The organism is Sphingobium sp. 22B (assembly GCF_001580035.1).
In the GTDB taxonomy this organism is placed as follows: domain Bacteria; phylum Pseudomonadota; class Alphaproteobacteria; order Sphingomonadales; family Sphingomonadaceae; genus Sphingobium; species Sphingobium fuliginis.
The window spans coordinates 647,140-665,822 of sequence record NZ_LTAB01000001.1; the positions used below are offsets into that span (position 1 = coordinate 647,140).

The window sequence follows — 18,683 nt, forward strand, 5'->3', positions numbered from 1 at the left end:
CAGCTTGGCCGCACTTCGCCGCTTCATGCGCCTGACGGCTTTGGCCGCCAGCCTGCTGCTCTGCCTCATCCCGCATCTGCTCTGGCGCGCGGCCCGGCGTCGTTCGCCCTGGCCGCCGCGCTTTCTGGCGCTGGCGGCGCGTTCCGTCGGCGCCCGGGTACGGATCGATGGCCATCCCTTTCAGGGGGACAGCTTCATCATCGCCAATCATGTCAGTTGGGTGGACATATTGGCGCTGGGCGGTGCGACGGGTGCGGCCTTCGTCGCGCATGACGGCATTGCGCGCTGGCCCGTCATCGGCTGGCTGGCCGCGCAGAACAACACACTCTTCGTCGCCCGCGAGCGCCGCGGCGCGCTCTCTTCGCAACTCGACGCCTTGCGCGCCGCGCTGGCGGGGCATCAGCCGGTGGCGCTTTTCCCGGAGGGCACCACCAGCGACGGCACCGGCCTCCTGCCGTTCAAGCCATCCCTGCTCTCGGTCCTGCTGCCCCCTCCGCGCTCGGTGCGGATTCAGCCTGTCCATATCGACTATGGTCCGGCCACCGCCGAAATCAGCTGGCACAGTGACGAGCCGGCGGGTGCGAACGTCAGGAGGTTGCTGGAACGCAAGGGCAGGCTGGAGGTCACCCTGCGCTTTCTGGAACCGTTCGATCCGGCAATCTGCCCTGATCGCAAGGCCTTGGCCGCGACGGCCCGCGAAAGAATAGCCGCGAGCATCGCCGCGCACCTGCCGCCTTTTACTTGCGGCGCACCCCTTGTATAGCTGGACCGCATGAATCGGTACGACGCCCAAAAGACTCCAGCGACCTTCCACGTCAAATCCTTCGGCTGCCAGATGAACGTCTATGATGGCGAGCGCATGGCCGAAATGCTGGGCGAGCGCGGCATGACCGCCGCGGCCGACGGCGCCGAGGCGGATCTGGTCATCCTCAACACCTGCCACATCCGCGAAAAGGCGGTGGACAAGGTCTATTCCGACATCGGCCGCATGACCCGCGAGGACGGCAGCCGACCGATGATCGCGGTCGCCGGCTGCGTCGCCCAGGCGGAGGGCGGCGAAATCCAGCGGCGCGCCCGCAATGTCGACATCGTCGTCGGCCCACAGGCCTATCACCGCCTGCCCGACCTGATCGACAAGGCGGGCCGTGGCGAACAGGCCGTCGACACGGACATGCCGCTGGCGTCGAAATTCGGCGCCCTTCCCGCGCGCACGAAGCAGGTGCGCCCCACCGCCTTCCTGACGATCATGGAAGGCTGCGACAAATTCTGCACCTATTGCGTGGTCCCCTATACACGCGGCGCGGAAATCAGCCGCAGTTGGTCCGCGATCCTGGACGAGGCGAAGGCGCTGGTCGACGGCGGCGTGCGGGAGATCACCCTGCTCGGCCAGAACGTCAATGCCTGGACCGGCGAGGACGACAGGGGCCGGACGCAGGGCATGGACGGGCTGGTCCGCGAACTGGCGAAGATCGACGCCCTCAAGCGCATCCGCTACACCACCAGCCATCCCAACGACATGAGCGACGGGCTGATCGCGGCCCATGGCGACGAACCCAAGCTGATGCCCTTCCTCCACCTGCCGGTGCAGTCGGGGAACGACCGTGTGCTGAAGGCGATGAACCGCAGCCATGACGCCGACAGCTATCTGCGCATCATCGAACGCGTGCGCGAAGCCCGGCCGGACATCGCGCTCTCCGGCGACTTCATCGTGGGCTTCCCCGGTGAGACCGACGCCGAGTTCGAGGATACGCTGAAGATCGTGGAGCAGGTCCGCTACGCCCAATGCTACAGCTTCAAATATAGTTCGCGCCCCGGCACGCCCGCCGCCGACATGGACGGACAGATCCCCGCCGAGGTCATGGACGAACGGCTCGCCCGTCTGCAGGCGCTGATCAACCGCCATCAGGTGGAATTCAACGCGGCCACCGTCGGCCGCCGCACCGGCATCCTGCTGGAGCGCAAGGGCCGCCATCCCGGCCAGCTCATCGGCAAGACGCCCTGGCTTCAGTCCGTCCACGTCACCGCGCCGGAACTTTCCATCGGAGACATGGTAGAAGTCGATATCATCAGCGCCGGCCCGAACAGTCTGGCCGGACAACCCAGCAGGAGGAAGGCCGCTTGAACCTAATCACAGTCGTTCCCGTGGCAACGGGAACCCATCTCCAGCCCTGTCCACCAGGCTCAAACGACAGGAGATGGATACTCGCCCGCGCGAGTATGACTGACGAACAGGGAGGCTGCTGAATGTCCAAGAAACCCAATCATAACCACCGCACCGAGGTCGCAGAACGCGCCCGGCTGGAAGTCACTTTCGACCGTCCGCACCTGCTGGGCGCGCTGTTCGGCCAATATGACCAGAATCTGGTGGCCATCGAAAACCGCCTGGGCGTCTATATCGCGGCGCGCGGCAACAAGCTCCAGATCGAGGGGGATGCCGAGGCCGCCGCCCGCGCGCGCGATGTCATGACAGGCCTCTACAACCGTATCGTCGCCGGCCAGGAAATCGATGCCGGCGCGGTGGAAGCGGTGATCGCCATGTCCGCGGAACCCACGCTGGACGGCATCATCCGCCATGACGTGGCCGAACCGCCCAAGGTCATGATCCGCACGCGCAAGAAGACCATCGTCCCGCGTTCCGCAACGCAGGTGACCTATATGGAGGCGCTCACCCGCAACGACATCATCTTCGCGCTGGGCCCGGCGGGCACCGGCAAGACCTATCTCGCCGTCGCGCAGGCCGTGAGCCAGCTCATCACCGGCAGCGTCGACCGCCTGATCCTCTCCCGCCCCGCTGTGGAAGCGGGCGAGCGCCTTGGCTTCCTGCCCGGCGACATGAAGGAGAAGGTCGACCCCTATCTCCGCCCGATCTACGACGCGCTCTACGACACGCTCCCCGCAGAGCAGGTCGAACGCCGCATCGCGTCGGGGGAGATCGAGATCGCCCCCCTCGCCTTCATGCGCGGCCGCACCCTGTCCAACGCGTTCATCGTGCTGGACGAAGCGCAGAACACCACCGTCGCCCAGATGAAGATGTTCCTGACCCGCTTCGGTGAAGGCAGCCGCATGGTCATCTGTGGCGACCCGCGTCAGGTGGATCTGCCGCAACCGGGCATTTCCGGTCTGGCGGACGCCGTCGCGCGGCTGGAGGGGGTGGAGGGCATCTCCGTCGTGCCCTTCGGCATCAGCGACGTGGTGCGTCACCCGGTCGTGGGCCGCATCGTCCAGGCTTATGAGGGCCCGGATGCCTGAGATGCACGCCCGGCACCCGGTCGTTTCGAGCCCTTCGAACGCCTGCCAAGGCAGGCGCCCGGGACGGCCCAGGGTCGAGGAACGACATTTCGACCTTCACCCTGTCTCGACCACCCCCGGCGCAAACGGAAACCGTCATAATGATTGAAGTCGCCGTTCTCCACGAACAGGGCTGGCCCGATACCGACTGGGAATTGCTGGCCCAGCGGGCCGTCGTCGCGGCCATCACGCACAGTCCCTATGCCGCGTTCGCCGCGGACGAAGCCTTGTACGAGGTCGCGGTCAAACTCACCACCGACGAGGAGGTCCACCAGCTCAACCGCGCCTATCGGGACAAGGACAGGCCGACCAACGTCCTGTCCTTCCCGATGGTGCAGTCGGACCTGCTGGAAACCACCACCAACACCGACGATGGCGAGGTGCTGTTGGGCGACATCGTGCTGGCGGAGGGGGTCTGCGCCAGCGAGGCTGCGGAAAAGGGCATCTCCATAGCCGATCATGCCACGCATCTGATCGTCCATGGGACTTTTCATTTGCTGGGATATGATCATATGGAGGACGCCGAGGCCGAAGCGATGGAAGCGCTGGAGACGCAGTCGCTGATCAGCCTGGGCATTTCCGATCCCTATGGGGATCGATAATATTTTGTGGCATCGCTTTTAGCGGAAAGCCGGCGCCCACCGTCAAACGGGTTCAGGACAGGCTTTCTCGGGCGATGCCGTGAACAGGGAAACGGGAACTACGATGGCGGAAGGCAGTCCCAAGGACGGCAACGGTTCGAAGGAATCGGACAGTAGCAGCCACGAGGGCGGTTTATGGAGCGGCCTGAAATCGCTGCTCTTCGGAGATGAGGAAAGCCACAGCCTTCGGCGCGAGCTGGAGGATGCGCTCGACGAATATGATGAGGAGGAGCAGGAGGAAGGCGCGGCGCCCCCTGCCAAGGGCGACCTGTCCGCCATCGAACGCCAGATGGTCCGCAACCTGCTGCACTTTTCCGAACATACGGTCGATGACGTGGCGGTCCCTCGCGCGGACATCATCGCCATAGAGGAAAAGGCCAGCTTTGCCGATCTGGCCGCCCTGTTCGCGGAGGCGGGACACAGCCGCATCCCCGTCTATCGCGAAAATCTGGACACTATCGTCGGCATGATCCACATCCGCGACGCCTTCGCCATATTGGCGGGCAAGGCGCCGGCGCCCGATACGCTGGAACCGCTGATCCGCCAGCCGCTCTATGTTCCCGAAAGCATGGGGGCGCTGGACCTGCTCGCGGAAATGCGCGCCAAGCGCACCCATCTCGCCATCGTACTAGACGAATATTCGGGTACGGAAGGGCTGCTCACCTTCGAGGATCTGGTCGAGGAAATCGTCGGAGAGGTGGAGGACGAGCATGACGAGGAACCGGAAGCGATGCTGGTTCCGCTGGATGGCGGCCTTTGGGAAGCCGACGCCCGCGCCGAACTGGAGGATGTGGCGAAGGAAATCGACGAAAAGCTGGCGGACATAGAGGAAGATGTCGACACGCTGGGCGGCCTGGCCTTCGTGATCGCGGGCCGCGTTCCCGAGCCCGGCGAGATCGTCGAACATGCGCAAAGCGGCTGGAAACTGGAAATCCTCGACAGCGACGGACGCCGCGTCAGCCGTCTGCGCCTTCACCCTCCGGCGGAACGGGAAATCGAGGAAGAGGGCTGATTTTGCTTTGAGCTGGGTTGAAGCGTAGGAATCTGACCTGAGCAGGTGATGCGAAGGTCTCAGGATGGCCCGCTATAGCCCAGCCACCGCCGCTTCATCCTCCAGCAGCCACTCCAGTGCCGGCTCAGCCCATGGAAATATCCGCAGATAGGATTGGCTCATCACCCGGCGCACCTGCATGCTTGCAATGGCGCTGGGGGTGACGATGGCGATCCGCCTCGCCTTGGGAAAATCGCCGAGATGGCGACCGAAGGATGCAACCGCATCCTGTGTCTGGACGGCGCTGTCGGTCATGTCCATGCGCAGCAGATAGCCCGGCTGAAACCCCTGCTCAACGAACTGGCGCTTCAATATGCGCGCATATTCCGCAATCGCCCCATCGGTGAAGATGCCGCGCCATCGGATGTCGAGCAGGTTCAGATCATGCCGGAAATCAATGATATACATGGGGTTCTCCGCTAGGCTCAGGACCCGTTACTGGCGGGTCGAGGCGTCGAAATGGCGACCATATCGGGCCGAAATGCGCGCCGCGAAGGCTCATTGCCTTCGCCAGCGCATTTCGGTTCGAGATGGAAGCCATTTCGGCGTCCCGCAGAAATTTGACCGAAATGACCCCAGTGCTGCGTCGGCAAGGCTGGAAATATCGACATATTCCTGCGCCTTGCCTTCTGGCCCTGAGCCATTTTGCCTCAAACCTCGAACCAGCCAGCATTGGGTCCCGAGCCTGACGACACTGGCGCGGAAATATTACGGAAGACTTACGCGATCCCCACCCGATATGTTGATGCAGATCAGAAATAGGCGCGAAATATTAAGAGCTTGCCACTAGGTCATCATGCCCAGACAGGGGGTGATCGATGCGACAGGAAAGACGGATATCCGGCCGGGCGAATCCGCCAACGGCGGGCCATATGCCATGGACCAGCCTGGAAAAGCGGCTCTACGCCCTGATCTGCATCGCAACCCTCTTCTTTGCCTGCGTCACGCCGCCCTTTCAGGCTCCCGACGAGAATCAGCATTTTATGAAGGCGCTCCTCCTTTCCGAAGGCGGCATGCTGACCAAGCAGCAGGGCGCGATGATCGGCGCGGAGATTCCCCGCGCCGCCATCGACCTGCACGACGCCCATTTCCCGACGCGCGCATCACCCGATGCCCGCCTGTTCCGGCCGTCCATGCTGATGACCGCGTGGGATGCCGGGAAATCCCGTGCCGATGAGCGGCGCTTTGCCGATTTCCCCAATGTGGCGAACTATGCGCCCACCCTCTATTTGCCCGGAGCGGCCGGTCTGGCGATCGGCAAGAGCCTGGGCCTGCCGTATCTGGGAGCTTTCTACAGTGGCCGGATCGTCAACGCCCTGTTCGCACTGGCCATGCTGGCCGCGGCGCTCGGCCTTGTTCCCTTCGGCCGCAATGCCCTGCTCGCCACGGCGCTGCTGCCGACCTTCTGCTATCAAAATGCTTCGCTCTCCCCCGATGCGGTCATCAACGGCATGGGCTTTCTCGGCCTTGCCTTGGCGCTGCGGGTCGGCTTCATGGGGTGGACGGCGAAACGCGGCCTGGCGCTCTACCTGACCGCTCCCGTGCTGGCGCTTGCCAAGGGCGTCTATCTGCCGTTGATGGCGGCCGGATTGCGCTGGCCGGAAAGCCGCCGCGATCTTCGGCCCCTGCCGCTCCTTGCCGCAATGGTCATCGGCGCTTTCGCCTTCCTTCTGTGGATGAAGCTCTCCGGCGGCACCCAGGCGCTCTACCATATCGTGTCGCGCAAGACGGGCGAGACGGTCGTGACCGCGCCTCTCGGTCAGCAATTGGCGGTTATCCTGCACGATCCGCTTGCCTATCTCCATATCCTTGTCACCAGCGTCACCGAACGCGCGCCGGTCTATGCGCTCCAGATCGTGGGCCGTTTCGGCTGGAATGCGATTTTGCTGCCTCTTCTCGCCTATCCGCTGGCGCTGGCAATGCTCGGCGCGGCGATTGGCAGCGGATCGGCCATGCGCGTTTCATGGGGGCAAAGGCTCTGGTGGCTCGCCATCGCGGCCGGGGTGGCGCTGCTGATCGAAACCGCCATGTATCTGACGGGCACGCCGCTTGGCGCCGACTATATCCAGGGGACGCAGGGTCGCTATTTCCTGCCCGTCCTGCCACTCGCATTGGTCGCCCTTATGCCGGCGGCACCGCTGCGCGGCGCCCGGCCCCTGTTCGCCGGATCAGCCCTGCTGCTACTCGCCATTGCCGCCGCCACGGTTTTCGACAGCTTCTGGGTCCATGGCTTCGTCACCGCCGACGGCATGCCCCCGCACCATGACCCCATCCGCCGACTCTTCCTGCCCTCTCCGCGCTGGTAGCCAGGCACCGCACAGCGCCAGCCAGCCCAGTCCTTCGATCCAACCCGCCAGCACGTCGCTCGGCCAATGCACGCCCAGCCAGACCCGGCTGATCCCGATCAGCGCAATCGCCAGTCCCATGGCGACATAGGCGGAGCGCCGCCCGCCCAGCATGGCCAGGGCCCCGAAGAAGACCATGTTTCCCGCCGCATGGCCGCTTGGAAAACTATAGCTGTTCACCAGGTCAAGATGCGGCAACAGATCGGGCCGGGGCGCGGCAAATATCTGCTTGAGCGCCAGGTTGAGCAATGTCCCGCCGAACGCCGCCCAGAACAGCCAGAGGGCACGCGCACGCGCCATCCCCCAAAGCGCGACGAAGCAGGCGCCCAGCAGCGCGAAGCGCCCGGCCGTTCCGCCCACGGCCGACGCCAGTTGCATGATCCAGGTGACGATGGTTCCGGTGCCGCTGTCCCGCGCGCGCCCCGCCATTCCCATCAACCCGGCATTCAGCCCATCCAGCCATCCCTGCCGCTGGACCAGCGCAATCACCACGACGCAAAAAAGCGCGAGGACAAACACCCCCGCGCCTTTAGCCACAGCTTTGCGCCGATCAAATATGGAGTGCGCGCCCATAAGCGGCGAGCACGCTTTCATGCATCGATTCCGAGATGGTCGGATGCGGGAAGACAGTGTGCATCAGTTCCGCCTCGGTCGTCTCCAGCGTCTTGCCGATGGTATAGCCCTGGATCATCTCGGTCACTTCCGCACCGACCATATGCGCGCCAAGCAATTCGCCGGTCTTGGCATCGAACACCGTCTTGGTGAAACCTTCCGCCTCGCCCAGCGCGATGGCCTTGCCATTGCCGATGAAGGGGAACATGCCGACCTTCACCTCATAGCCGGCTTCCTTCGCCTTGGCTTCAGTCAGGCCAACGGAGGCGATCTGCGGATGGCAATAGGTGCAGCCCGGAATATTGCGCGGGTCCATGGCATGGGGATGCTTGCCGGCAATGGCTTCCGCCGCGATCACGCCCTCATGGCTCGCCTTGTGCGCCAACCACGGCGGGGCAGTGATGTCACCGATCGCCCAGAGGCCGTCGACATTGGTGCGGCACATCGCGTCGGTCTTCAGGAAACCGCGCTCGTCCATGGCGACGCCCAGTTCCTTGAGGCCGATATTCTCCGTATTGGGGACGATGCCGATGGCGACGATCATGTGGCTGAATTCGGCGGCGCTCTCCTTGCCCGCCTTGTCCTTCAGCTTCGCCTTGACGCCATTGGCGCCGACCTGGATGTCGCTGACCCCGGCACCGGTCAGGATGGTCATGCCCTGCTTCTTCAGCGCCTTTTCGAGAAAGGCGGAAACATCCGCATCCTCGACCGGCACGATGCGGTCCATCATCTCGACCACGGTCACGTCGGCGCCCATGTCATTGTAGAAGCTGGCGAACTCGATGCCGATCGCGCCCGATCCGATGACCAGCAGCTTGCCCGGCATTTCCGGCGGGGTCATGGCGTGGCGATAGGTCCAGACGCGCTTGCCGTCGGCCGGGCTGCCCGGCAGGTCGCGCGCCCGCGCACCGGTGGCGACGATGATGTTCTTCGCCGTCAGTTCCTCCGTCTTGCCGTCCCTGGTGACGCTGAGTCCGCCCTTCCCGGTCAGCTTGCCCTCGCCCATATGGACGGCGATCTTGTTCTTCTTCATCAGGTGCGTGACGCCCTGGTTCAGTTGCTTGGCGACGCCGCGCGAACGCTTCACCACCGCCGCGATGTCGGCGCTGATCTTATCGGCCGCCAGTCCATAGTCCCCGGCATGCTGCATATAATGGTAGATTTCCGCGGAACGCAGTAACGCCTTGGTCGGAATGCAGCCCCAGTTGAGGCAGATGCCGCCCAGATTCTCCCGCTCGACAATGGCGGTCTTCAGGCCCAGTTGGGCGGCGCGGATCGCGGCCACATAGCCGCCGGGGCCGGAGCCCAGAACGATGAGGTCGTAATTCTCAGCCATATCGGTCTCTCTAGTCTTGGTCCGCCAAGGGCGGCACGGAACGGGGCTGGCGATCCTCACCGATCGCCACGAATGTGAAGGTCGCGCGGGTGACGCGATAGCTGCGGTCGTCGTGCCGGGCACGGCGCCATGCTTCCACGTCGATCTTCATGGACGTGCGCCCGACCGATTTCAGCGTTGCAAACACCGACACCTCATCGCCCACAACGACCGGGCGCAGGAAAGTCATGCCCTCCACCGCGATGGTCACGGCACGGCCATGGCTGTGTCTGGCGGCGACGGAACCCGCCGCGGAATCCATCAGGCTCATCAACCAGCCGCCGAAAATATCCCCATAGGGATTGGTGTCGGCGGGCATCGCGATGACGCGCACCGCCGGGTGGTCTGCCGGCGGCTGCTCGTCCATCCGGCTCATCAGGCCAGCAGGCCGATCGGATTTTCGACCAGCTCCCTGAAGACCTGCATCAGGCGGGCGCCGTCCGCGCCGTCAATGGCGCGATGGTCGAAGCTGCCGGTGGCCGACATCACGGTCGCGATCTGGAGGGCGTCGTCGATGACATAGGGCCGCTTCTCGCCCGCGCCGATGGCCATGATCATGCCCTGCGGCGGGTTGATGACGGCCTCGAACTGCTTGATGCCGAACATGCCCATGTTGGAGAGCGAGGCGGTGCCGCCCTGATACTCCTCGGGCTTCAGCTTGCCGTCCTTGGCGCGGCTGGCGAGGTCCTTCATCGCGGTCGAGATGGCGGCGACGCCCTTGCTGTCCGCTTCGGTCACGATCGGCGTGATCAGCCCGCCGGGAATCGACACGGCGACCGAAATGTCGGCGCGCTGGAATTTCAGCATCTGGTCGCCGGCGAACTGCACATTGCATTCCGGCACCTGGACCAGCGCGACGCCCAGCGCCTTGATCAGCAGGTCATTCACCGACAGCTTGACGCCCCGCGAAGCAAGGCCGGCATTGAGTTCTCCGCGCAGCTTCAACAGCTTGTCGAGCCGGACGTCCACGGTCAGGTAGATATGGGGCACCTGCTGCTTGGATTCGGTCAGGCGGCGCGCGATCGTCTTGCGCATGCCGCTGAGCTTGATGACCTCATGCGGGATGCCGAAGTCCTGCGCCGCAGCCGGAGCGGCGACGGGTGCGGCCGCAGGCGCGGAGGCAGGCGCCGGAGCAGCGGCCTTGGCGGCCGGCGCAGCACCGTCGAGGTCCGCTTTCACGATGCGGCCATTGGGGCCGGAACCGGTGACGGCGGCAAGATCGAGCCCCTTGGCCTCGGCCAGACGGCGAGCGAGCGGGCTGGCCTTCACCCTGCCATCGGTCCCCTGGGCCGGCGCCGGATCAGCCTTGGCGGCAGGTGCGGGCGCTTTGGCGGGAACGGGGTCGGCCTTGGGCGCTGGACTCTCTGCGGGAGCAGCCGCCTTGGGCGCGGCATTTCCAGCAGCGGCCTGCGATACATCCTCGCCCTCCTCCGCGATGATGGCGATGACCGTGCCCACCTTCACGCCCTCCGCCCCTTCGGCCACCAGTATCTTGGCCACTATGCCTTCATCGACGGCTTCGAATTCCATCGTCGCCTTGTCGGTCTCGATCTCTGCGAGCAGGTCGCCGGAGGAGACGGCGTCGCCCTCCTTCACCAGCCACTTTGCCAGCGTCCCTTCTTCCATGGTCGGGGAAAGGGCCGGCATCTGGATCGTCTTGCTCATGGGTGGAAGGCCTCTCATCTTTATCGGGCATGGGGCAATCAAGTTCGTTTCGGCGCTTTGGCCGGAACGGTCAAGGCCAAGCCTTGCGCACCTGCCGATAATCGGCCACATTTCACCACTCTGGTTCACGGCTAACCATATGGGTTCAGCCGGCGCCTGTGACGATGAAGACCAAAAGGTCGTTACCCTGTAAGGACGCGGCAGATGCGGACATATCTGGTTGTCGTGGACGAATCGCCGGAGGCGGAGACGGCGCTTCGTTTCGCTGCGCGGCGCGCCGCCAAGACGGCGGGCGCGATCCGCATCCTGGCCCTCATCCCTCCCGCCGAGTTCGTCCAATGGGGCGGCGTGCAGGCGACGATGGAGGATGAAGCCCTGCAACGGGCCGAAGCGCTGGTGACGAGCGCGGCGGGCACGCTGACCGACGAGTCCGGCATCCGCCCCAGCATCACCGTCCGGCAGGGCGATCCGGTGACGGTCGTGCGCCACATGCTGGAGGAGATGGACGATGTCGCGGCATTGGTGCTGGGGGCCGCAGCCAGCGGGCACCCCGGCGTCCTCGTCTCGCACTTCGCGGGCGCCGACGCGGGCAAGCTGCCCTGCCCGATCATGGTCATCCCCGGCGGCCTGGATGCCGAGGCCATCGACCGGTTGAGCTAGCGCTTTTCCAAGCAGATGGAATCAGCTGCTGACTCGGAAAGCGCGACAAAACAAAGACCTAGAGCAGTCGAGCCGATGCAATCGGATCGGAATCTGCTCTAGGGGCATTGATCCGTGTTCCTGCGCGGAAAGGAATCCGGTTCGAACGGCAGGACCGGGCCCCTGCCTACACAGGAGCAAAGCTTGTTAAGCCGGACCCGGACGCCTTGCGCCTTATTTCTTGAGGCGATAGCCCGTCCGGAACATCCAGCCGATGATGGCAAGGCAAAGCGCCAGCATGGCCGCGACGAACAGCAGGCTGAACTCGATGCCCACATCGCCCCGCCCGAAGAAGGTCCAGCGGAAACCGGAGATCAGATAGACGATCGGGTTGAACAGCGTGATCGTCCGCCACGGCTCCGCCAGCATGTGGATCGAATAGAAGGCGCCGCCCAGAAAGGTCATCGGCATGATCAGCAGTAGCGGGATCACCTGCAACTGCTCGAAACTCTGCGCCCATATCCCCAATATGAAGCCGAACAGGCAGAAGCTGACCGCGATCAGCACCATGAAGGCGACCATCGCGAGCGGATGGGCGACATGGATGTCGACGAACAGATGCGCGGTCACGAAGATGATGGTGCCGACGATCAGGGATTTGGTCGCCGCCGCGCCGACATAGGCGATGATCGTCTCCACCGCCGATACCGGCGCCGACAGCAGTTCATAGATGGTGCCGGTGAATTTGGGCATATAGATGCCGAAGCTGGCGTTGAAGATGCTTTCGGTGAACATCGACATCATGATCAGGCCGGGCACGATGAAGGCCGCATAGGGTATCCCGTCGATCTGCGTCATGCGCGAACCGATCGCGCCGCCGAACACCACGAAATAAAGCGAGGTGGTGATCACCGGCACCAGCAGCCCGGTCAGCAGCGTGCGGCGGAAGCGATGCAGTTCGAACTTATAGATCGCCCATATGGCCCGATAATTGAACCCGCTCATGCCGCCTTCTCCCGATGGACCAGGGAAACGAAAATATCCTCCAGGCTGCTCTGCTCGGTATTGAGGTCCTTATAGCCGATGCCAAGATCGCCCAGCTTGCGCAGCAGCGACGATACGCCGGTCCGTTCCGCCTGGGTGTCGAACACATATTCGATCTCATGGCCGTCCGCCTTCAGCGCGACCTGCCATTCGCCAAGCTCCGGCGGCACGGCGGACAGCGGTTCCGCCAGCACGATGGTCAGCGTCTTCTTGCCGAGCTTCTTCATGAGGGCGGTCTTTTCCTCCACCAGCACCAGTTCGCCCCTGTTGATGACGCCGACCCGGTCGGCCATTTCCTCCGCTTCCTCGATATAATGGGTGGTGAGGATGATGGTGACGCCGGTCTGGCGCAGTTCCCCGATCAGCTTCCACATGTCCCGGCGCAGTTCGACGTCCACCCCGGCGGTCGGCTCGTCCAGGAACAGCACCCGCGGTTCGTGCGACAGCGCCTTGGCGATCATCACGCGGCGCTTCATGCCGCCCGACAGCTCCAATATCTTGCTGTGGCGCTTGTCCCAGAGCGACAGGTCGCGCAGGATCTTCTCGATATAGGCGTCGTTGCGCGGCTTGCCGAACAATCCGCGAGAGAAGGTGACCGTGTCGATCACCCGTTCGAACGCATCGGTATGCAGTTCCTGCGGCACCAGGCCGATGGCGGAACGCGATCCGCGATAGTCGCGGACGATGTCATGCCCGGCGACGGTGACGCTGCCGCCCGTCGGCCGGACATTGCCGCAGATGATGGAGATCATGGTGGTCTTGCCGGCGCCATTCGGCCCAAGCAGCGCGAATATCTCGCCCTCCTCGATCTCCAGGTCGACGCCCCTGAGCGCCTGAAAACCCGAAGCATAGCTTTTGGTCAGGCCCGAAACGGTGATGATGGACGCCATGCGCGGCAGTGCCCCCTTTTTTCTGAAGCGCAAAGATAGGGTGCCGCCCGCGCGGCGCAACCGCAGTCTATTCGCCCTTGCGGAAAAAGCGGAAGACCGTGGCGGGCGGGAAGTTGCGGACGGTCTGGCCGGCCCTGACGACCTCCAGGCCGAGCGCGTCGAGAATCTCCCGGCTCACGGGCGGACGCATCGAATAAGTGAACTGTATGAAGGCGCCGCCGGGCCGCAGCATGCGGAAGCTTTCGGAAAGAATGTCGGCATGCATCTGCCGATCCATCGCCAGCAGGGGCAAGCCGCTGATGACCGTCTGATATTCCCCGGCCTCTCCGGCGGTTGCGGTGGAAACGATCTGCGCCGGAGTCTCCAGCACCGAAACATGGGGAAAATGACGCCGCAGCCCGCGCGCAAAGGCTGGGTTGATCTCCACCACCTCCAGCTTGTCCGGGGGAAGGCCGGTGCCCAGGATCGCTCGGGTGAAGACGCCCGTGCCGCCGCCCAGTTCGATTACCCGGCCGTCCTCCGGATCGATATGTTCGACCATCAACCGCGCGAGATAACGGCTGCTGGGCACCACGGATGCGGTCTGGCGCGGTTTCTTCACCCAGGCGGCCAGGAAATCCAGATATTCGGTCGCCCGGGTGCGAAACTCGCTGTTGGGCAGGGTCATCGCCCGGCTGCGCTTGGACTTATGCTGCATGAGCGAACTGCGACCATTTCACTGTCATGCCGACTCCCTTAGCGGCCCCGACGGGCCGCGTCGATATGGCCTAGAGGCGATTTCCCGTCGACTGGTCGACCTCGGCGGCGCTTTTCAGGGTTTCGATACGCTCCTGCAACCATAGCGCCACGGCCGCGATGCGGGGCAGCTTCTTAAGGTCGCCATGCGTCACCAGCCAGAAACTGCGCATGATCTCCACCTCGCCGGCCATCACCGGCACCAGCGAGGGATCGCCGCCCGCGATGAAATCGGGCAGCACGCCGATCCCCGCCCCTTCCGCGATCATGCGATGCTGCATATTGATGCTGGTGGCGCGCAGACTGGCTTCCAGCCCCGCCTCCACCTCGTCCAGATAGTCGAGTTCGGGCGAGAAGATGAATTCCGGCACATAGCCGATCAGCACATGATCGCGCAGGTCGGCGGTGCCTTCGGGTATGCCCGCCTCCGCCAGATAGTGGGGCGCGGCATAAAGGTGCAGCCGGTAATCGCCCATCCGGCGAACCGACAGCCGCCCCCGCTGCGGCCGGGCCAGCATGACCGCCATGTCGGCCTCCCTCTTGGACGGATTGAGGAAACCGGATGCGGTGATGAGGTCCAGCCTGATGGCGGGATGGCGCCTGGCGAAGTCGGCAAGCCCCGGCGCCAGCACCCAGGTGCCAAAACCCTCGGCCACCGAAAGGCGCACCTGGCCGTTCAGATGATGCTCCCGCCCGGTGGCCTCCTCCATCGCGGCGAGCGCCGCGCTCTCGATGCTTTCGGCATGGCTCAGCAACGCCTGGCCATGGGCGGTCAGCGTGCGCTCCCCCGCCCCCACTTCGAACAGTTCGGGCCCCAGCGCCTTCTCCAGCCGGGCAAGCCGCCGCGCTATGGTCGTCGCATCGATCCCCAGGGCTCGCGCGGCGGGCGCGATCTTTCGCGTGCGCGCCACCGCCAGAAAGACCCTGAGATCGTCCCAATCGAACATTCATCACTCGCCAAATCTGCAAAATCGCTGCAATGCTATGCAGAACTGCGTTGTTGCGTGCAATTCCGCATCGTATCTAGAAGCAACCCAAAGCGAACGTCAGGAGAGTTTGTGAGCCAGTTCGATCTCACCGAGGACCAGTTGGCCATTCAGGAGATGGCGCGCCGGTTCACCGCCGATGCGATCACCCCATTTGCGGCGGAGTGGGACGAAAAGCATATCTTCCCCCGCGACACCATCCGCGCCGCGGCGGAACTGGGCTTCGGCGGCATCTATGTGTCGGAGGAATCGGGCGGCATCGGCCTTGGGCGGCTGGAGGCGGCACTGGTCATGGAGGCGATGGCCTATGGCTGTCCGTCGACCAGCGCGTTCATCTCGATCCACAATATGGCCGCCTGGATGATCGACCGGTTCGGATCGCAGGCCGTGAAGGACAAATATCTGCCCTCCATGGTGCCGATGGAGCGGATCGGCAGCTATTGCCTGACCGAAGCGGGATCGGGGTCCGACGCGGCGGCGCTCAAGACGCGGGCGATCAGGCAAGGCGATCATTATGTCGTCACCGGCTCCAAGCAGTTCATCTCCGGCGGCGGGGAGAATGAAATCTATGTCGTCATGGTCCGTACCGGCGACGACGGGCCGAAGGGCATATCCTGCCTCGTCATCGAGAAGGACATGCCCGGCGTCAGCTTCGGCGCGCAGGAACGCAAGCTCGGCTGGCATTCGCAGCCGACGGCTCAGGTCAATTTCGACGGCGTGCAGGTTCCGGTCGAGAATCTGGTCGGCGGCGAAGGCGAAGGCTTTCGCATCGCGATGATGGGGCTGGACGGCGGGCGGCTCAACATCGGCGCCTGCTCGCTGGGCGGAGCGCAGCGCTGCATCGACGAAGCGCTCACTTACACCAAGGATCGCAAGCAGTTCGGGCAGAGCATCGCGGATTTCCAGAACACGCAGTTCACGCTGGCGGATATGGAGACAGAGCTTCAGGCCGCCCGTACGCTGCTCTATGCGGCGGCGGTCAAGGTGACGGAGAATGCGCCGGACAAGACGCGCTTCGCCGCCATGGCCAAGCGGCTGGCGACCGACACCGGATCCTCGGTGGTCGACCGGGCGCTGCAACTGCATGGCGGCTATGGCTATCTGATGGACTATCCGATCGAGCGCTTCTGGCGCGATCTGCGCGTGCATTCGATCCTGGAAGGCACCAATCAGGTGATGCGCATGATCATCGCCCGCGACATGCTGCGGCCCTAAGCCCGAGAGAGAATGCGCAGGAGATTTTATGACCGATCAGGTGCTGATTTCCGTCGACAATGGCGTGGGGCGGATAAGGCTGAACCGGCCCAAGGCGATCCATGCGCTGACCACCGAGATGTGCGGCGCGATCATTGATGCGCTGCTGGCCTGGCGGGAGGATGAGAGCGTCGTTGCGGTGATGCTGGATCATGCCGAAGGGCGCGGTTTCTGCGCGGGCGGTGACATCGCCATGATCGCTGACAGCGCCAGGGGCGACTGTTCGGAAGCGGAGCAATTCTTCTTCACCGAATATCGGATGAACCATCTGCTGTTCGTCTATGAAAAGCCGATTATTGCCTTCATCGATGGCATCGTCATGGGTGGGGGCGTGGGGATTTCCGATCCGGCGCGCTATCGCGTGGCGACAGAGCGGACCACCTATGCCATGCCGGAGACGGGCATTGGGCTGTTTCCCGATGTGGGCGGCGGCTGGTTCCTGCCGCGCATGCCGGGGCGAACCGGGGCATGGCTGGCGACGACGGGCGCGCGGATCAAGGGCGCGGATTGCGCCGCCATCGGCATCGCGACCCATTATATGGCGTCGGACAAGCTGGATGCCGTCAAGGCGCGGATCATTGCCGATCCCGACGGATTGGCGGAAATACTGGACGAAATGGCCGATGCGCCGCCGCCATCGGCCTGGCAGGCGCATCGGGAGGAGATCGACCGGCTGTTCGCTTCGGACCGCTTCGAGGATATTCTGGCTGCATTGGAAGCCGACGGATCGGACTGGGCGCGCGCGCAACTGGCGACGCTCGCCACCAAATCGCCGCAGACGATCAAGGTGGCGCTGCGCCAGATGGTCGAGGGCGCAGCCTTCACCGATTTTGCCGACAATATGCGCAACGAATATCGCATCGGCCATCATGTCATCCGCCGTCCCGATTTCGTTGAGGGCGTGCGCGCGGTGATCTTCGACAAGGACAATGCGCCGCGATGGAATCCCGCACGGCCGGAGGATGTGACGGACGAGCTGGTGGACAGCCTGTTCGCGCCCTTGGCGCCGGAAAGGGAATGGACGCCGCTGCCCGAACTGCGCGGCTGAACATGCTTTGTTTTCCGTGATTTCCAAGCCGTCAGATGGCCTATCTGACATGAAATCGCTCTAGAGGAGTGCCTGAAATGAGCCAGACCATCGCCTTCATCGGCCTGGGCAATATGGGCGGTGGGATGGCCGCAAATCTGCTAAAGAACGGCTTTGCCGTGCGGGCCTTCGACCTTTCGGAAGAGGCGCTGGCCAAGGCGGCCGAAGCGGGCGCCGTGCGCTGCGCCAGCGCGGCGGAGGCGGTCTCAGGCGCCGATGCGGTGGTCACGATGCTGCCAGCGGGAAAGCATGTGGAAGCCGTCTATGCGGGCGAGGTCTTCGGGGCGGCCAAGGCGGATGCGCTGTTCCTCGACTGTTCGACCATTGACGTCGCGACGGCGCGCCGGGTGGAGGAAGCCGCTGCGGGCAAGGGCTTCGAGATGGTCGATGCACCCGTTTCAGGCGGCATCGCGGCGGCCAACGGCGGTACGCTGACCTTCATGGTCGGCGGCTCGGACCAGGCTTTCGGCCGGGCCAGGCCGATCCTGTCGGCCATGGGCAAGGCGGTGATCCATGCCGGCGGCCCGGGCAATGGTCAGGCCGCCAAAATCTGCAACAACATGCTGCTGGGCGCGACCATGGTGGCGACCTGCGAGACCTTCGCCATGGCGAAGAAGCTGGGCCTCGACCCGCAGACCTTCTACGATATTTCCAGCGTATCGTCGGGGCAAAGCTGGTCCATGACCAGCTATTGCCCGGTGCCGGGCGTCGGGCCGCAAAGCCCGTCGGACAATGGTTATCAGGGCGGTTTCGCCGTGGGGCTGATGCTGAAGGATTTGAAGCTGGCGACGGAAGCCGCCGCTTCGGTCGGAGCGAGCGTGCCGATGGGAAATGCGGCGGAGTCGCTTTACCAGCTGCTCGCCAATCAGGGTGAAGCGGGGCGCGACTTTTCGCTGATGATCGAGATGTTGGAAGGGAAGTAAGGGGTTTCCATCTCCAAGCGTCTCGTAAATGGGTGGATTGCGGACATTCCCCCTCCCGCAGGCGGGAGGGGGAATGTCCGCAATCCACCCATTTACGAGACGCTTGGAGATGGAAACCCCTTACTTCCCTTCCAACATCTCGATCATC

The 18,683-nt window shown here is 64.1% G+C and carries 18 protein-coding genes and 1 pseudogene; 10 read left to right on the forward strand and 9 right to left on the reverse strand.

Annotated features, from left to right (window positions below; all coding sequences use genetic code 11):
- Positions 1–4 precede the first annotated feature (4 nt).
- From A0J57_RS02970 to A0J57_RS02990, 5 genes are all read left to right on the forward strand, one after another.
- A complete protein-coding gene (locus tag A0J57_RS02970; protein ID WP_061938871.1) occupies positions 5–763 on the forward strand; it encodes a 1-acyl-sn-glycerol-3-phosphate acyltransferase in 759 nt (252 codons plus the stop codon).
- 9 nt (positions 764–772) lie between these two features.
- Positions 773–2,122: a tRNA (N6-isopentenyl adenosine(37)-C2)-methylthiotransferase MiaB gene (miaB, locus tag A0J57_RS02975; protein WP_061938873.1), complete on the forward strand. Its 1,350-nt coding sequence runs from the start codon at positions 773–775 to the stop codon at positions 2,120–2,122.
- 122 nt (positions 2,123–2,244) lie between these two features.
- The gene (locus A0J57_RS02980; RefSeq protein WP_025549180.1) at positions 2,245–3,249 is read left to right on the forward strand and encodes a PhoH family protein; all 1,005 of its coding nucleotides are present in this window, start codon (positions 2,245–2,247) and stop codon (positions 3,247–3,249) included.
- A gap of 140 nt (positions 3,250–3,389) precedes the next feature.
- Positions 3,390–3,890: an rRNA maturation RNase YbeY gene (ybeY, locus tag A0J57_RS02985; RefSeq protein ID WP_061938875.1), complete on the forward strand. Its 501-nt coding sequence runs from the start codon at positions 3,390–3,392 to the stop codon at positions 3,888–3,890.
- Positions 3,891–3,993: 103 nt separating this feature from the next.
- A complete protein-coding gene (locus tag A0J57_RS02990; RefSeq protein WP_044662457.1) occupies positions 3,994–4,941 on the forward strand; it encodes a hemolysin family protein in 948 nt (315 codons plus the stop codon).
- A gap of 72 nt (positions 4,942–5,013) precedes the next feature.
- Here the strand turns inward: A0J57_RS02990 and A0J57_RS02995 are convergent, their stop codons facing one another.
- Complete coding sequence (locus tag A0J57_RS02995) at positions 5,014–5,388, reverse strand: hypothetical protein (RefSeq protein WP_061938876.1); 375 nt, start codon at positions 5,386–5,388, stop codon at positions 5,014–5,016.
- A 464-nt stretch (positions 5,389–5,852) separates the two neighbouring features.
- Between A0J57_RS02995 and A0J57_RS26810 the strand changes: the two genes are divergently transcribed.
- Positions 5,853–7,286 carry a DUF2142 domain-containing protein gene (locus A0J57_RS26810; RefSeq protein WP_101756433.1) on the forward strand — a complete coding sequence of 478 codons (1,434 nt, stop codon included), beginning with the start codon at positions 5,853–5,855 and terminating at the stop codon, positions 7,284–7,286.
- A gap of 48 nt (positions 7,287–7,334) precedes the next feature.
- On the opposite strand, the pseudogene A0J57_RS25160 reads toward A0J57_RS26810, so the two are convergent.
- The 4 genes and pseudogenes from A0J57_RS25160 to A0J57_RS03015 form a co-directional block, all read right to left on the reverse strand.
- Positions 7,335–7,919 (reverse strand): annotated as a pseudogene (locus A0J57_RS25160) (phosphatase PAP2 family protein); the annotation flags it as partial.
- The gene (gene lpdA, locus A0J57_RS03005; protein ID WP_061938880.1) at positions 7,876–9,273 is read right to left on the reverse strand and encodes a dihydrolipoyl dehydrogenase; all 1,398 of its coding nucleotides are present in this window, start codon (positions 9,271–9,273) and stop codon (positions 7,876–7,878) included. The gene lpdA and the pseudogene A0J57_RS25160, both read right to left, overlap by 44 nt.
- 10 nt (positions 9,274–9,283) lie before the next feature.
- Positions 9,284–9,688, reverse strand: a complete 405-nt coding sequence (locus A0J57_RS03010; RefSeq protein ID WP_025549171.1) for an acyl-CoA thioesterase — start codon at positions 9,686–9,688, stop codon at positions 9,284–9,286.
- Complete coding sequence (locus A0J57_RS03015) at positions 9,688–10,977, reverse strand: pyruvate dehydrogenase complex dihydrolipoamide acetyltransferase (protein ID WP_061938882.1); 1,290 nt, start codon at positions 10,975–10,977, stop codon at positions 9,688–9,690. The genes A0J57_RS03010 and A0J57_RS03015 overlap by 1 nt, the downstream gene beginning before the upstream one ends.
- Before the next feature lie 204 nt (positions 10,978–11,181).
- On the opposite strand from A0J57_RS03015, the gene A0J57_RS03020 reads away from it, so the two are divergent.
- The gene (locus A0J57_RS03020; protein WP_061938884.1) at positions 11,182–11,637 is read left to right on the forward strand and encodes a universal stress protein; all 456 of its coding nucleotides are present in this window, start codon (positions 11,182–11,184) and stop codon (positions 11,635–11,637) included.
- 213 nt (positions 11,638–11,850) lie between these two features.
- Here the strand turns inward: A0J57_RS03020 and A0J57_RS03025 are convergent, their stop codons facing one another.
- The 4 genes from A0J57_RS03025 to A0J57_RS03040 form a co-directional block, all read right to left on the reverse strand.
- The gene (locus A0J57_RS03025; RefSeq protein ID WP_061938886.1) at positions 11,851–12,621 is read right to left on the reverse strand and encodes an ABC transporter permease; all 771 of its coding nucleotides are present in this window, start codon (positions 12,619–12,621) and stop codon (positions 11,851–11,853) included.
- Positions 12,618–13,550 carry an ABC transporter ATP-binding protein gene (locus A0J57_RS03030; protein ID WP_061938889.1) on the reverse strand — a complete coding sequence of 311 codons (933 nt, stop codon included), beginning with the start codon at positions 13,548–13,550 and terminating at the stop codon, positions 12,618–12,620. The genes A0J57_RS03025 and A0J57_RS03030 overlap by 4 nt, the downstream gene beginning before the upstream one ends.
- Before the next feature lie 67 nt (positions 13,551–13,617).
- Positions 13,618–14,247, reverse strand: coding sequence for a class I SAM-dependent methyltransferase (locus tag A0J57_RS03035; RefSeq protein ID WP_025549165.1), 630 nt, complete (start codon positions 14,245–14,247; stop codon positions 13,618–13,620).
- 70 nt (positions 14,248–14,317) lie between these two features.
- Positions 14,318–15,232: a LysR family transcriptional regulator gene (locus A0J57_RS03040; protein WP_061938891.1), complete on the reverse strand. Its 915-nt coding sequence runs from the start codon at positions 15,230–15,232 to the stop codon at positions 14,318–14,320.
- 111 nt (positions 15,233–15,343) lie between these two features.
- On the opposite strand from A0J57_RS03040, the gene A0J57_RS03045 reads away from it, so the two are divergent.
- The 3 genes from A0J57_RS03045 to mmsB all read left to right on the forward strand — a co-directional run bounded on the left by A0J57_RS03045 (position 15,344) and on the right by mmsB (position 18,535).
- Positions 15,344–16,486, forward strand: coding sequence for an acyl-CoA dehydrogenase family protein (locus A0J57_RS03045; RefSeq protein WP_076605705.1), 1,143 nt, complete (start codon positions 15,344–15,346; stop codon positions 16,484–16,486).
- Positions 16,487–16,514: 28 nt separating this feature from the next.
- Positions 16,515–17,573 carry an enoyl-CoA hydratase/isomerase family protein gene (locus tag A0J57_RS03050; RefSeq protein ID WP_061938893.1) on the forward strand — a complete coding sequence of 353 codons (1,059 nt, stop codon included), beginning with the start codon at positions 16,515–16,517 and terminating at the stop codon, positions 17,571–17,573.
- A 77-nt stretch (positions 17,574–17,650) separates the two neighbouring features.
- Positions 17,651–18,535, forward strand: coding sequence for a 3-hydroxyisobutyrate dehydrogenase (mmsB, locus tag A0J57_RS03055; protein ID WP_061938895.1), 885 nt, complete (start codon positions 17,651–17,653; stop codon positions 18,533–18,535).
- The last annotated feature ends 148 nt before the right edge of the window (positions 18,536–18,683 follow it).

What these genes read in the sequence shown, in the direction of transcription:
- miaB (WP_061938873.1), top strand. Translation starts at nt 773, where the DNA reads ATGAATCGGTACGACGCCCAAAAGACTCCAGCGACCTTCCACGTCAAA.
- A0J57_RS03025 (WP_061938886.1), bottom strand. Translation starts at nt 12,621, where the DNA reads ATGAGCGGGTTCAATTATCGGGCCATATGGGCGATCTATAAGTTCGAA.
- A0J57_RS02995 (WP_061938876.1), bottom strand. Translation starts at nt 5,388, where the DNA reads ATGTATATCATTGATTTCCGGCATGATCTGAACCTGCTCGACATCCGA.
- lpdA (WP_061938880.1), bottom strand. Translation starts at nt 9,273, where the DNA reads ATGGCTGAGAATTACGACCTCATCGTTCTGGGCTCCGGCCCCGGCGGC.
- A0J57_RS02990 (WP_044662457.1), top strand. Translation starts at nt 3,994, where the DNA reads ATGGCGGAAGGCAGTCCCAAGGACGGCAACGGTTCGAAGGAATCGGAC.
- A0J57_RS03040 (WP_061938891.1), bottom strand. Translation starts at nt 15,232, where the DNA reads ATGTTCGATTGGGACGATCTCAGGGTCTTTCTGGCGGTGGCGCGCACG.
- A0J57_RS03015 (WP_061938882.1), bottom strand. Translation starts at nt 10,977, where the DNA reads ATGAGCAAGACGATCCAGATGCCGGCCCTTTCCCCGACCATGGAAGAA.
- A0J57_RS02980 (WP_025549180.1), top strand. Translation starts at nt 2,245, where the DNA reads ATGTCCAAGAAACCCAATCATAACCACCGCACCGAGGTCGCAGAACGC.
- A0J57_RS03010 (WP_025549171.1), bottom strand. Translation starts at nt 9,688, where the DNA reads ATGAGCCGGATGGACGAGCAGCCGCCGGCAGACCACCCGGCGGTGCGC.
- A0J57_RS03030 (WP_061938889.1), bottom strand. Translation starts at nt 13,550, where the DNA reads ATGGCGTCCATCATCACCGTTTCGGGCCTGACCAAAAGCTATGCTTCG.
- ybeY (WP_061938875.1), top strand. Translation starts at nt 3,390, where the DNA reads ATGATTGAAGTCGCCGTTCTCCACGAACAGGGCTGGCCCGATACCGAC.
- A0J57_RS03050 (WP_061938893.1), top strand. Translation starts at nt 16,515, where the DNA reads ATGACCGATCAGGTGCTGATTTCCGTCGACAATGGCGTGGGGCGGATA.
- A0J57_RS26810 (WP_101756433.1), top strand. Translation starts at nt 5,853, where the DNA reads ATGCCATGGACCAGCCTGGAAAAGCGGCTCTACGCCCTGATCTGCATC.
- A0J57_RS03020 (WP_061938884.1), top strand. Translation starts at nt 11,182, where the DNA reads ATGCGGACATATCTGGTTGTCGTGGACGAATCGCCGGAGGCGGAGACG.
- mmsB (WP_061938895.1), top strand. Translation starts at nt 17,651, where the DNA reads ATGAGCCAGACCATCGCCTTCATCGGCCTGGGCAATATGGGCGGTGGG.
- A0J57_RS03035 (WP_025549165.1), bottom strand. Translation starts at nt 14,247, where the DNA reads ATGCAGCATAAGTCCAAGCGCAGCCGGGCGATGACCCTGCCCAACAGC.